This is a genomic window from Pseudomonas laurylsulfativorans, from assembly GCF_002906155.1.
Classification (GTDB): Bacteria; Pseudomonadota; Gammaproteobacteria; order Pseudomonadales; family Pseudomonadaceae; genus Aquipseudomonas; species Aquipseudomonas laurylsulfativorans.
The window spans coordinates 43,544-59,666 of the sequence record NZ_MUJK01000018.1 but is presented as its reverse complement, the minus strand read 5'-3'; the positions used below and the strand labels follow the sequence as shown (position 1 = coordinate 59,666).

Here is a 16,123-nt window from a genome sequence, read left to right as displayed (position 1 = left end):
TTGAATGGATTTGCGACTGCTGCGCAGCCGAACGGGAGCAAGCTCCCCCGCGTTTCCCCCCACGAATCACTCAATCCAAACAAGCTCCACGAAGCCGCCGACCGCTGGCGGTGAAATGGGCGCTGGATAATCTCGATCCGCAAGGCTAGCCGAGTAGCAGCAAGCAACGAATACCCCTGTAGGAGCGAGCCTGCTCGCGATGGCGGCATCACATTCAGCATGGATGTTGACTGACCCGCCGCCATCGCGAGCAAGCTCGCTCCCACAGGGTTCTATGTCGTTTGGTCGATCTCGGTCTTCCCGCAAACAGAGCACGTACATTCAATTTTTCCTCCCCCCGTCCCGGCACTATCAAATCCAGTTCCGGCGCCTCGACGCCGGTGGTTTTTCATTTGTGCGGGTAGGCCATGGACGTTTCGCGACGCGATGATCGGACGCAAGACTGGGGGCTGCTGTTCCTGCGGGTCAGCGGCGGGTTGTTCCTGTTGTGGGTCCACGGTTTGCCCAAGCTGCTGCACTACGCGGCCGAGTTGCAAAACATCGAAAACCCTTTCCACCTGGGCGCGAACCTGACGCTGCTGCTGGCGATTTTCGCCGAGGTGGTGTGCCCGCTGCTGATCGTCGCCGGGTTGCTGGTGCGTCTGGCATGTTTGCCTATTCTGTTTGTGCTGTGGGTGTCGATGTTGATCGTGCATCCGCAGTGGACCCTCTTCGAAGGCCAGTTCGGCTGGCTGTTGCTGATTGTGTTTACCAGCATTTTCATCGCCGGGCCGGGACGGCTGGCGCTCAACGTCCGTTTCGCCGGAGCCTTGCGTTATGTCTGAATCCAATCGCCGCGAACCCGCCAACCCCGGGCCTGACGAGGTGGTGACCCTGATCGTCAAGCACCGGGTCAAGGCCGGTTTCGAAGTGCCTTATGAAGCCTGGCTGCGCCACATCGTCAAGGTGGCCGCACAGAACGTCGGGCACCTGGGCGTGGATGTGGTGCGCGGTAAAAACGCCGGCCTCGACACTTACACCTGCGTGCTGCGCTTTTGCTCGACCGAGGCGATGCAGCGCTGGCTCGATTCACCGCAACGCCAGGAACTGGTCAACGAAGCCGCGCCGATGCTGGCCGATGGCGATCAGACCGAGGTCAATCCGGTCAACGAGTTCTGGTTCTCGCCCCAGGCCGAAGCCGGCACGCCACCGCCGCGCTGGAAGCAGGCCGTGGTGACGCTGCTGGTGATCCTGCCGCACACCTTGCTGGTGCCACTGCTCTGGGGGCCGCTGCTACGGCTCAACGCATTTCTTTCCAACTACGTGGTGGCCACGTTCCTGATCACCCTGACCATCGTGCTGTCGGTGGTCTACCTGTTCATGCCCATGGCGACGCGCCTGTTCGCGCCCTGGCTGTCTCCCTCCACATTGCATGAGGAACCGTGATGAGCGCCGATCTGATTCTGTTCAATGGTCAATTCCATACGGTTGACCGTGAGAAACCGCTCGCCAGTGCCGTGGCGATCAGCGACGGGCGTTTTGTCGCGGTCGGCAGCGATGCCGAAGCCATGGCCCTGCGGGGTTCAGGCACACAAGTGATCGACCTCAAGGGGCGCTGTGTGATCCCCGGGCTCAACGACTCGCACTTGCACCTGATCCGTGGCGGCCTCAACTACAACCTCGAACTGCGCTGGGAAGGCGTGCCGTCTCTGGCCGACGCCTTGCGCATGCTCAAGGACCAGGCCGACCGCACGCCGACGCCGCAGTGGGTGCGGGTGGTCGGTGGCTGGAACGAATTCCAGTTCGCCGAGAAGCGCATGCCGACCCTGGCGGAGCTCAACCAGGCAGCACCGGACACGCCGGTGTTCGTGCTGCACCTGTACGACCGCGCCTTGCTCAACCGCGCTGCGTTGCGCGTAGCCGGTTACACCCGCGACACGCCGAACCCGCCGGGTGGCGAGATCGTGCGCGACGCCAATGGCGAGCCGACCGGCATGCTGGTGGCGCGGCCGAACGCGATGATTCTGTACTCGACGCTGGCCAAGGGGCCGAAGCTGCCGCTGGAATATCAGGTCAACTCGACCCGTCAGTTCATGCGTGAACTCAATCGCCTGGGCCTGACCAGTGCCATCGATGCCGGCGGCGGTTTCCAGAATTACCCGGACGATTACCAGGTGATCGAGCAGTTGGCCAAGGACCAGCAACTGACCGTGCGCATCGCCTACAACCTGTTCACCCAGAAGCCCAAGGAAGAGCTGACCGACTTCAAGAACTGGACCGGCAGCGTGAAGTTGCACCAGGGCGATGATTACCTGCGGCACAACGGCGCCGGGGAAATGCTGGTGTTCTCGGCGGCGGACTTCGAAGACTTCCTCGAACCGCGCCCGGACCTGCCGCAAACCATGGAAGCCGAGCTGGAGCCGGTGGTACGCCACCTCGTCGAGCAACGCTGGCCGTTCCGTTTGCACGCGACTTACAACGAATCCATCAGCCGCATGCTCGACGTGTTCGAGAAGGTCAATCGCGACATTCCGTTCAACGGCTTGCCGTGGTTTTTCGACCATGCTGAAACCATCACCCCGCAGAACATCGAGCGGGTGAGGGCGCTGGGGGGCGGCATTGCGATTCAGGATCGCATGGCGTTCCAGGGGGAATATTTTGTCGAGCGTTACGGCGCGAAGGCGGCCGAAGCCACGCCGCCGATCAAACGCATGCTGGCCGAAGGTGTACCCGTCGGTGCCGGCACCGACGCGACGCGGGTATCGAGCTACAACCCGTGGACCTCGTTGTACTGGATGGTCAGTGGCCGCACCGTCGGCGGCATGGCGTTGCACGCTGAAGGCCTTTCGCGCCTGACCGCGCTGGAACTGTTCACCCACGGCAGCGCCTGGTTCTCCTCGGAGCAAGGCAAGAAGGGCCAAATCAAGGTCGGGCAACTGGCCGACGTCGCCGCCCTCAGCGCGGATTATTTCAGCGTCGATGAAGAGGCGATCAAGTGGATCGAGTCGGTGTTGACCGTCGTCGGCGGAAAGGTGGTGTACGGCGCCGGTGACTTCGAGAAGCTCGGGCCGGCCAGCGTGCCGGTGCTGCCGGACTGGTCGCCGGTGGTGAAGGTGCCGGGCCACTGGCGCCCGACGTCGCCGATGCAGGCCCAGGTTCACCACTGCAGCGGGCCGTGCGCGGTGCATTCCCACAGTCATGAACGGGCGCGCCTGTCGAACGCGCCGGTCAGCGATTTTGCCGGTTTCTGGGGCGCCTTTGGCTGCTCGTGTTTTGCCTTCTGACCCATTCAAAAAAAGCGCCGGCCCAGCAGGGCGGCGCTGACTGCAACAACCATCCATCAAGGAGTTTCCAATGAGCAACGTTCCCTACAAACGCCTGAACAAAGACGATGCCGTGGTATTGCTGGTCGACCACCAGACCGGTCTGATTTCGCTGGTGCAGGATTTCACACCCAACGAGTTCAAGAACAACGTGCTGGCGCTGGGCGATATCGCCAAGTTCTTCAAACTGCCGACCATCCTCACCACCAGTTTCGACAGCGGCCCGAACGGCCCGATCGTGCCGGAGCTCAAGGCGCAGTTCCCGGACGCGCCGTTCATTGCACGCCCGGGCCAGATCAACGCCTGGGACAACGAAGACTTCGTCAAGGCGATCAAGGCCACCGGTCGCAAGCAACTGATCATTGCCGGTGTAGTGACTGACGTGTGCGTGGCGTTCCCGACCTTGTCGGCCATTGCTGAAGGCTTTGAGGTGTTTGTGGTGACCGACGCTTCCGGCACCTTCAACACCACCGTGCAACAAGCGGCCTGGGCGCGTATGTCGGCCGCCGGCGCACAACTGCTGAACTGGTTCTCCGTGGCCTGCGAGCTGCAAGGCGACTGGCGCAACGACATGGAAGGCCTGGCCAACCTGCTGTCCGAACGCCTGCCGAACTATCGCAACCTGATCAACAGCTACACGAAGTTCACCGCCCAGTAAGCCCCATCACCTGTAGGAGCTGGCTTGCCAGCGAAGGCGGCCTGTCAGACGACATCAATGTCACTGACACTCCCTCTTCGCTGGCAAGCCAGCTCCTACAGGTTTTTTGTGTGAACCGTGGATCAGCGACTCTGCAACCAACTCAAAAAACCTCCTTTCCTGACCACCACCGGTTTGGCCATCAACGCCATCCGGCTGTTCTGCTGCCGCACCGCTTGCAGCTTGTTCAACGCCCGGTCGACTTCCCGTCGTTGCTCCATGCAGCTGCGGGTCAGGGATTTGTCGAGGCGGTAGATGATGCTTGAGGTCATGGCGGTGAACCGTGCCTGGGACGGCGTGTCGGCGAGGATGCTTTGTTCGCCCATGACTTCACTTGGCCCCATGCGGCCGGCTTCGATCTGCGTGTTGCCGTCGGGGACCGTGGCGCTGACCACACCGGTGGCGATGACGAACAGGCAGTCCGGTACTTCTTCCAGATCCAGCACCACCTCACCGGCGGCGTATTGCTGCGCCACCATGTTGCGGGCCAGGCGATCACGTTCCTCGGTGCTCAGGGAGCGGAAGATTTTCACTTCGTCGAGCAAGGCCCGTGCGCGGGTCGACGGCTCGATCACGCCATCGGGCTGCCGTGAAATGCCTGCTGCTTCGAGGTGCCGATGGGCCAGGTCGAACAGCTGGTTGCGTACTTCGCCCTTTTTGCCCAGTTCAGCGATGAAGCCGCTGGCCACGTATTCGGACATGGTTTCGCCGGCCTCCTTGAGCATGGCTTTCGGCGGCGGATTGAGCAGCAGGCTGCTGCTGCCCTGAAGGGTACGATCCAGGGCATCGAGCACCCGACGCGGGCGGATGTGGTTGGGCACCTGGATGCTGATCGACACCCCGTGCAGGTTGGTCGGGCGGCTGAGGTTGACGATCTTCGCCTTGGCCGCCACCGAGTTCGGCACCACTGCCGTGCTGCCAGCACTGGTCAGCAGATGGGTGGCCCGCCAGTCGATGTCCAGTACCTTGCCTTCAACGCCGTCGATGGAAACCCAGTCATCGACCTGATACGGCTTGGTGGTGTTGAGCACGATGCCGCAGAACACGTCGCTCAACGTGCTCTGCAATGCCAGACCCACGACGATGGCGACGACGCCGGAGGTCGCCAGCAAACCTTTCACCGGCAACTCCAGTACGTAGCCAGCGGCGGCCACGACGGCAGCCAGGAACACCAGGGCGCCGATGACATCCTGCAACAGCCGGCCACTATGGCCGATGCGTCGCATCAGGACCAAGCCGATCACTTCGGTGAGTACCCGCGCGGCATACAGCCACCAGAGAATCCCCAGCGCCGTGGCCCCCAACTGTGTCACGCGATCATCGGCAAACAATGGCGCCTGCAACGGGCTGACGCCGGCGTTGATGATCACCGCGCTGAACAGCAGGAACAACGCCAGACGCACACCGACCCGGATGACGCGATGCTTGAATGGCGCGAGGTGCCAGAGCAGGGCGTCGACTACCAACAGCAGCGCGCTCAGGGAAAGCAAATGCTCAAGGAGCAAGGACATGGGGAAACTCCATTTAAATGTTTGCGGCAAAAAGATCGCAGCGCCTGAGGGGAAGGTGATATCTGCGCCGTGAACGAAGATTAATGCTGTGCCCGGAAGGGAAAAAGCGGCTATACAGTGTTTGACTGTCAACCCGGATGTGACAATGAACCCCTTCGAAGATATGCGTATTTTTTGCCAGGTCATGGACTCCGGCAGCTTCACCGCTGCTGCCGATCAACTGGGCCTGTCCAAGCAGTTTGTCAGCCGCCGCTTGATGCAACTTGAAGAGCGCCTGGGCGTGCGCTTGCTCAATCGCTCGACCCGGCGACTGGATGTCACGCCGCTTGGGCAGAGTTATTACGAGTCAGCCTTGCGCCTGCTCAGCGAAGTCGAACAAGTGGAGCAGGGTATTGCCGGCCAGACCACCGAGCCACGCGGGACCCTCCGTGTGAGTGCGCCGCTGTCGTTCGCACTGGCGCATCTGGGGTGCCTGCTGCCGGTGTTTTTGCAGCGCTATCGCGACGTGACCGTGGAGATGGATTTGAGCGACCGTCCGGTGGATTTGCTCGGAGAAGGTTACGACCTGGCGTTGCGCATCGGCACACTGGAAGACTCGACGCTGATTGCCCGACGCATTGCCTCCATTGAACGGGTGTACTGCGCAAGTCCCACGTACCTGGCCGAGCGCGGCACACCGCTCAAACCTGAGGACTTGCACGGTCATGACTGCCTGCCATACGGCCATGGTCGCCAGGTGCAATGGCGTTTTGCGGGGCAGGGCAAGCCATTGAGCGTCAATGTCAGCGGGCGGATGCGGGTCAACAACGGTGAATTGCTCAAGGACGCGGCCATCGCCGGCCTGGGGATCACGTATTTGCCGACGTTCATTGTCGGCTCGGCGTTGCAGGATGGACGGCTGGTGGAGGTGCTGGAGGATGTGCGGCCGGAGCCGCTGACGTTGTCGGCGGTCTATCCGCAACACCGGCAGAGTTCGCGGCCGGTGCAGGCGCTGGTTGAGTTTTTGCGTGAGGAACTGGATCAGTCTGAGGGTGGGTTGTAGAAACGCGGAGTACCTGACTCAAATGAACCTGTGGGAGCGAGCTTGCTCCCACAGGGTCTTGTGTTGTATGGGAATCAGTAGGAATCAGCTCCTTTTGTCATCGCCTGGCTCGGCATGGACACCACGGTTATCGCCAGGCTCGCCATTGGCATGGACGCCACGGTCATCGCCGATTTCGCCATTGGCGTGGACGCCACGGTCATCGCCGGGCTCGCCATTGGCGTGCACGCCATGGTCATCGCCGGGCTCGCCGTTGGCATGGACGCCATGGTCATCCCCGGGTTCATCATGGGTGCCGTTGCGCCCTGAGGATGAAACCGCTCCGGAGTGGCTCGAACCGCTGTTGGCACTGCCGTGGCCGCTGTTGCTGCCATGGTCGCCGCTGTGGCCGCTGCCGCTGTTGCCTCCGCTACCACTGTTGCCACCACTGCCGTTTCCGCCGTGACTGCCGCCATTGCCGCCGCCACCGCCTCCATTGCCACCGCCACCGCCGCCTCCATTGCCGCCACCACCGCCTCCATTGCCACCGCCGCCGCCTCCATTGCCGCCACCACCGCCTCCATTGCCACCGCCGCCGCCTCCATTGCCACCGCCGCCACCACCACTACCGCCACCACCCCCACCGCCGCCACCACTCCCATCCTTGGCCTGAGCACTGGATACCCCGGACAGGCTGTCCGGAATCAATACGGTAGACGCCGACAGAACCGCGCCAATAGCTACTGCCAGTAAAAGCTTATTGATGTGCATGTCGTTCTCCGTCTTTTTATTCAGATTGGAACGTTGATTAACATTGCAACGTGCTGCTTTTTTCCCATTGGAGCTTGTTAAACACCTCGACGGCCTGATTTATTCAGTTTGGAGGCTGAAAAAAGCAACGTACGGCACGACCCTGTTCCAAGGGGTCAGTGAATACTCGAGGCCAGTTCGAAAATCGGGATGTACATCAGGATCACGATCACCCCGATCAACAGGCCGATGAAGGTCATGAGCAAGGGTTCGAACAGCCGCACGAACCATTCGATCCAGCGACTGATTTCTTCGTCGTAGAAGTCGGCGCTGCGCTCCATCATCTGCCCAAGGTTGCCGGACTGTTCACCGGCGCGCAGAAGTCGCAGGGACACGGGGGTCACCAGGTGATTGAGTTCCAGCGCGGTTGACAACGATTGCCCTTCGCGCACCCGTTCGCAGGCCTGGTCCAGCCGGCTGCGGGAGGCGACGGTGAGCAGGTTGCGAACCATGCCCATGGCGGTGACGAGGGGGATGCCACCTTGCAGCAGGATGCCCAGGGAACGGTAGAAGCGCGCCAGCTCATACATGAAGATGCGCTGGTGCACGGCGGGGAGTTTTTCGATCACACGGTCCAGTCCCCGACGAAAGGCCGGTTGGCGCTGGAGCAGGGTGAGGGCGACGATGATGGCCAGCAGGCCACCGAAGAATTCGCCCTGATGGGCGTGAAGGAACATGCCGCTGCTCATCAGGATCTGCGACAACCAGGGCAGGTTCGACCCCAGCCCTTCGAACACCAGGCTGAAGCGCGGTACGACGTAGCCCATCAAAAACAACACCACGCCGCCGCCCACCACCAGCAACAGCATGGGGTAGATCGACGCGCTGATGATCTTCTGGCGAACCTCGTCCATGCGCTGTCGGTAGCTGACATAGCGGCCCAGGGCATCGCCCACGGCGCCGGTCTTCTCACTGGACTGCACCAGCGCCACGTACAAAGGCGGGAACACCGCCGACAGTTGGCCCAAGGCCTGGGAAAACGATTTGCCTTCGTACAGCAAGCGCACCAGCTCGCTCAGGGTCTTGCGGGCTTGTGGCGCGTTTTCCTTTTCCGCCAGGCTTTCCAGCGCATCGATCAACGGCAGGCCGGCGTTGAGCAATGTGGTCAGCTCCTGGCTGAACAGCACCAGGTTGAACGTCTCGCGCTTGTGCAGGCGCAACGCACGCCAATGGCGCTCGGCGTGCAGGCTGACCACCCGCAGGCCCTGGTCCTCGGCGATGCGCCTGGCTTCGCTGTGCCCCGGCGCATCGACGGTCATTGAGACAACACCGGCCTTGCCGACGGCTTTGAGATGAAAGCGCATGGTCGCCATATCCGTCAGTTCCAGTTGGTGACTTCGGCGTTCTCGCCTTCGCCGCCGGGTTGCCCGTCCTTGCCCATGGACAACAGGTCGTACTCGCTGTTTTCACCGGGATAGCGATAGGCGTAGTTGCGGCCCCAAGGGTCTTGCGGGAGTTTTTTCTGCAGGTACGGGCCGGTCCAGCGCGGTTCGTCGGCGGGGGCAGTGACCAGCGCCTGCAAGCCTTGTTCGGTGGAGGGGTAATGGCCAACTTCCAGGCGGTAAAGGTCCAGGGCTTTGCTCAAGCCTTCTATTTGCGCCTTGGCTACTTTCACTTCGGAACGACCCAGTTGGGCGAAATACTTCGGTGCCACGATGCCGGCCAACAGCCCCAGCACCACCAGCACCACCAACAGTTCGAGCAGGGTGAACCCGCTTTGGGTTCGCCGGGCATAACGCAGATGCTGATTCATGATGACCTCGCACAGTCGATAGCAGAGTTGCTATGTGGTTGCCATATAACTGTATGCAATTGCCATGCTCACCTCTGGTGATCCTTCTGCACCCCCCGTACTACGGGCCTTCTCAGTTACGGCACAGTGCTTGCGTATGGCTGTTGCACGACTGGCCATTGGGGCAATACCCCCATTTTCCGGGGCCGGGAAGGGGAGGTATAACAATGAAATCACTCACCACCGGGTTGCTGGGTCTGCTTGTGTTGACTGGCGCCGCACAGGCCGATGTGTTTGTTTCCGTGGATGCCAATGGCAGCTACGTCCTGTCCAATGTCCACCGCCCGGGTCGCCACTATGAACGGGTGATTCGTGAGCCCGATGCGGCGGTCGTCAGCCTCGACCAGCAACCGCAGATGATCGCCGCGCAACCCTATGCCGAGCTGGTGTCGGCGGCGGCCACGGCCAACGAACTGCCGGCGGCGCTGCTACACGCAGTGATCAAGACCGAATCGAGCTACAACGCCCGCGCTACCTCACCCAAGGGCGCTCGCGGACTGATGCAATTGATGCCCGACACCGCCCGCGAAATGGGTGTGACCAACGTCTACGACCCCAAGGCCAACATCCAGGGCGGCGCCCGCTATCTCAAGCGCCTGATGACGATGTTCGACAACGATATTCGCCTTGCCGTGGCGGCCTACAACGCCGGCCCGCAAGCGGTACTCAGCCGCGGCAACGTGGTCCCGCCGTTCGCCGAAACCCAGCGTTATGTGCCCAACGTGCTGAACCAGTATCGGCGTTTGCAGGGCTTGGCCGCGGATGCGCCGCTGTGATCGCGGCCCTGGGGCGCAATTCCCCAATAGTGGGGAATAGTGGCCCCGGCGAGAAAATGGGGGATTGGGTGGGGAATATCCCCCGGCGTATTAAGTCGTAATTATAACTTACTGATTAATAACGTAATTATTTGTGGCACGCGGATTGCTCTCGACGATTTGACTTGAATCGTTCCCTGAAAACCCGCATCGAGGCCCGAGACTATGATCGGCATATCCCACGCCCCGTCCTTGATTAATTTGCTGTTGTTGGTGACGTCGATGCTCGGCATCGAGATTGCCAGCGCAGCCGCTCGTTGTGAGCGCAACCTGGTGGCCAACGTCGTGGCGTTCGATCAGCCGCTGATGTTCAACCGCCTGGGGGCGCAGAACGTCAACGGCATGATGTTCGCCCTGCGTCGCGATGTGGTCGATGACCATGACATTTCCCTCGCCCAAGGGGGCGCGGCAGTGCCGGGCAAGGTTTCCCTGCGGCCCGATAAGCGTCCGCGTCCGCTGGTGTTGCGAGTGGCAGCCGGCGATTGCCTGACCATCAATCTGCAGAACCTGCTGGCCTATCAGGCCAACCCGGGCAGTCATGACGGGTTTGAGCAAGAGGGCGAGGAAGAGGAGGACGAGGGCGGCCAGACCGGCAACGCCGAAAACTTCAAGGCCGATGAGCAGGTGGCTGACCGTCATGTCGGTTTTCAGGTCAACGGCATGCAGGCCGTCAACAGCATCGATGACATCGCCTCCTATACCGGGCGCAACTCCAACAGTCTCGTCGCCCCGGGCAGCAGCCGCTCCTATACGTTGTACGCCGAGCGCGAAGGTGCGTTCGATGTCAGCAGCCGTGGCGCGACCTTCGGTGGCGAGGGCGGTGCGGGCAATAACGCCAATGGGTTGTTCGCCCAGGTGGTGGTCGTGCCCAAGGGTGGTCGTACTTACCGCAACACCCTGACCGAAGAAGAAATGCGCCTGGCCAGCACCGGACGTACGCCGGCCGGACAGCCCATCGTCGATTACCAGGCGCGCTACCCGCAACGCGAGCCATGGATTCGCGAAGGCAAGGCCGGTGCACCGATCATCAACATGGTGGAAGGCAGTGAAATCATTTCCAGCGAAAGCGATGCGATCGTGATGGGCAGCAATGCCGACGGCAGCTTCCCGCCATCGACCTATCCGCTGGAAGCCATGGGCAAACGCAATCCGGCATTGCCGAACCGGCTGGAGCCGTTCCGCGATTTCGCTTCGCAGTTCCAGGATGAAACCGCGGTCACCCAAGCCTTCCCGGCGTACTTTGCAGACCCGGTGATGGGCCATGTGCTGGAGCCGACCCGCGACTCGTTCATGATCAACTACGGCTCCGGCGGCATGGGCGCCGAAGTGGTCGCCAACCGTCTGGGCGTGGGGCCGATGCACGATTGCCTGTCCTGCGCCTATGAAGAGTTTTTCTTGAGCTCGCACACCGTGGGCGACGTGGCGATGCTGGTGGACGTACCGGCCAACGCCGGCCTGGAAAACATTCGCCCCGGCGAAGTGCCGCGTGCCGATCAGGTCGGGGTCAAGGCGACCATGGCGCTGTATCCGTCGGAACCGTCCAACGTCAATCACAGCTACATCGGTGACTTCGTCAAATTCCGCAACACCCATAACGGCTACGAACACCACATCTTCCATCTGCACGGGCATCAATGGCTGTACAACCCGAACGATGACAACACCGATTACCTGGACGCCCAGGGTATCGGCCCGGGTGCCGGCTACACCTACGAAATCGCCAACGGTGGTTCGGGTAACCGTAACCGGGTAGCAGGCGATGCGATCTATCACTGCCACTTCTACCCGCACTTCGCCCAAGGCATGTGGGCCATGTGGCGGGTGCACGATGTGTTTGAAGAAGGCACCCGACTCGAAGTTTCCCAGCAAGGTGCCGACGGCTTCCACAAAAAACCCTATGCGCTGCGCAGCGGCAAACCGGCGGCGGGCGCGCGGGCCTTGCCCGATGGCGAAATCATCGCCGGTACGCCGATCCCGGCGGTCGTACCGCTGCCTGGCAAAGCCATGGCGCCAATGCCGGGCAAGGTCGCCGTGGTGCCGAAAATCGGCCAGACCCTGGTGGCCGCGGGCGACGATGACGACGATGATGATGACGACGGCGGCAATGGCGGTGTCCAGGCCATCGGCTCGCTGGCGCTGGTCGATCGCAGCGAAGCCAACCGCAACGCCGACGGCAGTCTGAAGAACCCCGGTTTCCCATTCTGGATCGGCGGCATGGAAAGTTCGGTCGGCCAACGCCCGCCAACCCCGCCGCTGGACATGCTCGATGCCGCCAAGGCCCAGGCCCTGAAAACCAGCGGCAATGGACTGTGGGCCAACCTCGACCCGAACCAGTCCGGTGGCTGGGACGGTGGTCTGGGGCGCCATGCGCTGGATGGCGTGTCTGCCGGTGGCGAGGCGCACACGGTGACCACGTCGCTGGATTTCTCCAAGGAAGTGAAGCGCGCCAAACCGATTTACCTACCGGAAGAGGGCACTGAGGTCGAACAGGCGGCCATGGCCTTCCACGCCAAAAAGGAGCACCCAAGCTTCGCCGTGCTGCCGGGCAAACAAGTGGTGGCACGCAACTTCCGCACCAATGGCGCCTTGCCGATTGCCGGTGCACCGTTCTACGAGCCGTGCATGGATGATCGGGCCAAACGCCTGACCAGCAGCGCCGGCAGCGGTGAATACAACAGCGGCGAGCGCATCGACGGGATGTCCTTCACCGGCTCCTCGACTTTTACCGCCGACCGTCCGCGCATCTACAAGGCCGCCAACATCCAGTTCGACGCGGTGTACAACAAGGTCGGCTACCACTTTCCGCAGGCGCGCATTCTGGCGTTGTGGGAAGACGCCTGGCCGGTGATCACCAAGCAGCGTCCGCCAGAGCCGCTGGTGATGCGCATGAACACCTTCGACTGCGTGCAGTACCAGCAAACCAACCTGGTGCCGGCCACCTATGAGATGGACGACTATCAGGTGCGCACCCCGACCGACGTGATCGGCCAGCACATTCACCTGCCGAAGTGGGACCTGACGTCCGCCGACGGTTCTTCCAACGGCTGGAACTACGAAGACGGCGTGCTTTCCCCGGGTGCCGTGGTGGAACGCATCCATGCCATCCGCGCGTTCAATCAGTGCGAAGGCGCCGACCCGCGTGACGGCACGCCGGCCTGCCCGAAAGCCAAGAGCCATCCGTTCTTCGGCCAATATGGCCGGGCCGACTGGATGGGCGCGCGCACGGCGATGCAGCGCTGGTTCATCGACCCGGTGATCAACACCAAGGGTGTCGACCGTGGACTGGGGACCATCTTCACCCACGACCACCTCGGCCCATCGACTCACCAACAGATTGGCCTGTACGCCACCGTGCTGGCCGAACCGGCCGGGTCCACCTGGTTCCATGCCGAAACCGGCGAGCCTTTGTACAACGGTGCGCGTTCGGATGGCGGGCCGACCTCCTGGCAAGCGGTGATCTCTACCGGTGACCTGGACGGTGACGGCAAGAACGACAGCTTCCGTGAGTTCTTCCTGGAATACAGTGACTTCCAGCACGCTTACGAAGCCGGCGTGTACGTTGGCGCCGGCCCCAATGGCGTGCCTAATCCGCAGGCGTTCCCGGCGACGGCCGACAGCTTCCGCTACGCGATCAACCCGCCCGTACGCAACAACGCCAGCAACCTGCTCGAGTCGGTGGTCGAGGCCCGCGGCGGCATCAAGCCGGGCTGCCCGACCCGGCCATGCCCACAGGCGATCTCGGTGGATGACCCCGGCATGTTCGTGGTCAATTACCGCAACGAGCCCCTGGGCCTGCGGGTGTTCGACCCGAACAAGGTCGGCCCGGACGGCAAGCGCGGCATGCAGGCCGACGGGATGGGGGGCGATCTGTCGTTCGCCATGCAAAGCCGTACCGACCGTGCGATCCCGGCAATGAACCTGGCGCCCAACCTGGTGACTTCGGCCACCGGCCCGACTGGCGGCACCACGCTGTTCCCGCCGCACATCAACCGTGGCGGTGCAGAACCGGGTGACCCGTTCACGCCGATGCTGCGCACCTATACCGGCGACAACGTGCGGTTGCGGGTGCATGCCGGCGGCCATGAAGAAGAGCACAACGTCACCCTGCACGGTGTGAAGTGGCTGCAAAGCGGCACCGGCTATGGCAACAGCTCCAACTCAGGCTGGCGCGCCTCGCAAATGGTCGGGATTTCCGAGCAGATGGGCTTCATTGCGCCGGTGTCGATGCTCTCCAGTTCCGCGGCGAGCACCGGTGATTACCTGTACTCGATGGACGCCTCGATTGAAGGCTACTGGAACGGTATCTGGGGCGTGATGCGCAACTACACCGCGCAACGCAACGACCTGTTCGCGCTGCCGAACAACCCGAAACCGGCGGGCATGCGCAACACCGTGGCATTCGACGGCACCTGTCCACGGATCAGCGCCAACCCGAACGGCATCGGCACAAGGCCTACCGTGCAGCGCAACTATGAGGTGGTGGCGGCACTGGCCAACGACATCCTGAGCAACCCGCTGGGCTTGTCCATCGGCGACCCTGAGGGGCTTGGCCAGCATGTCGGCGGGCCGCTGAATCCGGCGGGCGGCACCCTGGTGTTCAACTCGCGAACCGTGAGCATTCCCCGGGTAACGGTGACCGATCCCGAGGACGGCGAAACCATCACCATCGGTGGCCAGAGCGGGCCGATCCATGACCCGACCGCGATCCTCTACGTGCGCAAGACCGACCTCGACCCGACCACCGGCAAGCTCAAGGCGGGCGTGCCTGTCGAACCGCTGGTACTGCGCGCAGCGGCCGGGGACTGCATCAACATCACCCTGGAGAACCGTCTGCCGAGCGTGATGCCTGACCTGGCCCAGACCGCCATCCTGCAGGGGCTGGTCAAACGTGACCGTCATGACAGTTACGGCTCGACCACCTTCAACAACAACCTGTTGCGGCCTTCCAGCCATGTCGGTCTGCATGCGCAATTGCTGGCCTACGACATCACCAAGTCCGACGGCACCAACGTCGGCGCCAACCCGATCCAGACCGTGCCGCCACGGGTTGGCAACACGGGTGCGTATCCGACCCGTACCTACCAGTACTACGCCGGGCACCTGGAGCGTGAAGGCAAACCGGTGACCCAACTGGGCCGTAGCGTCGACAACATCAACGCCACGGCGGTGGAGTTCGGCGGGTTGAATTTCACCCCGGCGGATGTGATCAAGCAGCCGCAAAAAGGCCTCGGCGGGGCGATGAGTGTGCTGCCGGTCGGCGCCACCTGGGTCGAGGATGCCAAGCGTGCATCGGCCACGGTCACAGCGACGGGGCAGACGGTTTACCGCGACTTTGCGATGGTCTGGCAGCGTGCCTTGAACCTGCGCTGGGCGGGTGGACGGCCGGTGGAAGGTATCGCCTCGGAAGGCATGGGCGTGCCGAACGATCCGAAGGACAACGCCGGCATGGCCATCAACTACAAGACCGAGCCTATGTGGTACCGCTTCGGCCTCGCTCCGGATGCACCGTTCGGTCGTGCCGGTGGCTTTGGCTTCGGTGACGTGCCCAACGCCCACATGGCCTACAGCAACGCGTTGGTGGGCGGCGATCCGCAAACGCCCGTGTTCTACGTGAAACCGGGGCAGCCGTTCCGCACCCATGTGCTGATGCCTACCGGCGGCAGTCGCGGCTCGACCTTCCAGCTTGACGGTCACGTCTGGTCGGTCAACCCGTTCCTGTCGGAGAAGAGCGATGTCGATGGCTATCCGATGGGCGCCCCAGGCGTGGGTTCGGTGCGGTTCGGCCTGAACCCGATGTCGATGTATGTCGGCGCCCGGGAAAGCGTGCTGCCGGCCGCGCACTTCAGTGCCATGCACCCGAGCGCTGGCGGCGCCAATGCAATTGCGGGGGATTACCTGTACCGCGACAACGCGTCCTTCGGCAATACCGCCGGTTTTTGGGGCTTGCTGCGGGTCACGAATGAACCGGCGCCGACAACGGCACCGACACCGTAGGCGCTAAAAAATAGAGCAGGTGATGGATATCTGTGGCGAGGGAGCTTGCTCCCGCTTGAGTGCGTAGCACTCACAAAATCTGCGTTGGCCCCAAATTTTTTTGGGGCCGCTGCGCAGCCCATCGGGAGCAAGCTCCCTCGCCACAGAGAAATGCATTGTTCCTGGTTAGGCAGGCACAGAT

11 protein-coding genes are annotated in these 16,123 nt (G+C 62.4%); 7 read left to right on the top strand and 4 right to left on the bottom strand.

Annotated features, from left to right (window positions below; genetic code table 11):
* The first annotated feature begins 407 nt into the window (after positions 1–407).
* The 4 genes from B0D71_RS29785 to ycaC all read left to right on the top strand — a co-directional run bounded on the left by B0D71_RS29785 (position 408) and on the right by ycaC (position 3,960).
* Positions 408–824, top strand: a complete 417-nt coding sequence (locus B0D71_RS29785; protein ID WP_103397891.1) for a DoxX family protein — start codon at positions 408–410, stop codon at positions 822–824.
* Positions 817–1,425, top strand: a complete 609-nt coding sequence (locus B0D71_RS29780; protein WP_103397890.1) for an antibiotic biosynthesis monooxygenase — start codon at positions 817–819, stop codon at positions 1,423–1,425. Before B0D71_RS29785 ends, B0D71_RS29780 begins: the two co-directional genes overlap by 8 nt.
* Complete coding sequence (locus B0D71_RS29775) at positions 1,425–3,263, top strand: amidohydrolase (RefSeq protein ID WP_103397889.1); 1,839 nt, start codon at positions 1,425–1,427, stop codon at positions 3,261–3,263. The genes B0D71_RS29780 and B0D71_RS29775 overlap by 1 nt, the downstream gene beginning before the upstream one ends.
* A gap of 70 nt (positions 3,264–3,333) precedes the next feature.
* Complete coding sequence (gene ycaC / locus B0D71_RS29770) at positions 3,334–3,960, top strand: isochorismate family cysteine hydrolase YcaC (RefSeq protein WP_103397888.1); 627 nt, start codon at positions 3,334–3,336, stop codon at positions 3,958–3,960.
* A 122-nt stretch (positions 3,961–4,082) separates the two neighbouring features.
* On the opposite strand, the gene B0D71_RS29765 is transcribed toward ycaC, so the two are convergent.
* The gene (locus B0D71_RS29765; protein ID WP_103397887.1) at positions 4,083–5,510 is read right to left on the bottom strand and encodes a mechanosensitive ion channel family protein; all 1,428 of its coding nucleotides are present in this window, start codon (positions 5,508–5,510) and stop codon (positions 4,083–4,085) included.
* A 145-nt stretch (positions 5,511–5,655) separates the two neighbouring features.
* Here B0D71_RS29765 and B0D71_RS29760 point away from each other — a divergent pair, with 145 nt between their 5' ends.
* Positions 5,656–6,552, top strand: coding sequence for a LysR family transcriptional regulator (locus B0D71_RS29760; protein ID WP_103397886.1), 897 nt, complete (start codon positions 5,656–5,658; stop codon positions 6,550–6,552).
* Between the two features lie 84 nt (positions 6,553–6,636).
* On the opposite strand, the gene B0D71_RS32030 is transcribed toward B0D71_RS29760, so the two are convergent.
* The 3 genes from B0D71_RS32030 to gspG all read right to left on the bottom strand — a co-directional run bounded on the left by B0D71_RS32030 (position 6,637) and on the right by gspG (position 9,094).
* Positions 6,637–7,302 (bottom strand): hypothetical protein, encoded by a 666-nt coding sequence (locus tag B0D71_RS32030; protein WP_165798770.1) that lies wholly within the window; start codon positions 7,300–7,302, stop codon positions 6,637–6,639.
* 155 nt (positions 7,303–7,457) lie between these two features.
* Entirely contained in the window at positions 7,458–8,645 is a 1,188-nt protein-coding gene (locus B0D71_RS29745; protein ID WP_103397912.1) for a type II secretion system F family protein, read from the bottom strand.
* 14 nt (positions 8,646–8,659) lie between these two features.
* Entirely contained in the window at positions 8,660–9,094 is a 435-nt protein-coding gene (gene gspG / locus B0D71_RS29740) for a type II secretion system major pseudopilin GspG (RefSeq protein WP_103397884.1), read from the bottom strand.
* 206 nt (positions 9,095–9,300) lie between these two features.
* Here gspG and B0D71_RS29735 point away from each other — a divergent pair, with 206 nt between their 5' ends.
* Both B0D71_RS29735 and mnxG read left to right on the top strand, forming a co-directional pair.
* A complete protein-coding gene (locus B0D71_RS29735) occupies positions 9,301–9,909 on the top strand; it encodes a lytic transglycosylase domain-containing protein (protein WP_103397883.1) in 609 nt (202 codons plus the stop codon).
* Between the two features lie 204 nt (positions 9,910–10,113).
* Positions 10,114–15,942: a manganese-oxidizing multicopper oxidase MnxG gene (gene mnxG, locus B0D71_RS29730; RefSeq protein ID WP_103397882.1), complete on the top strand. Its 5,829-nt coding sequence runs from the start codon at positions 10,114–10,116 to the stop codon at positions 15,940–15,942.
* Positions 15,943–16,123 lie beyond the last annotated feature (181 nt).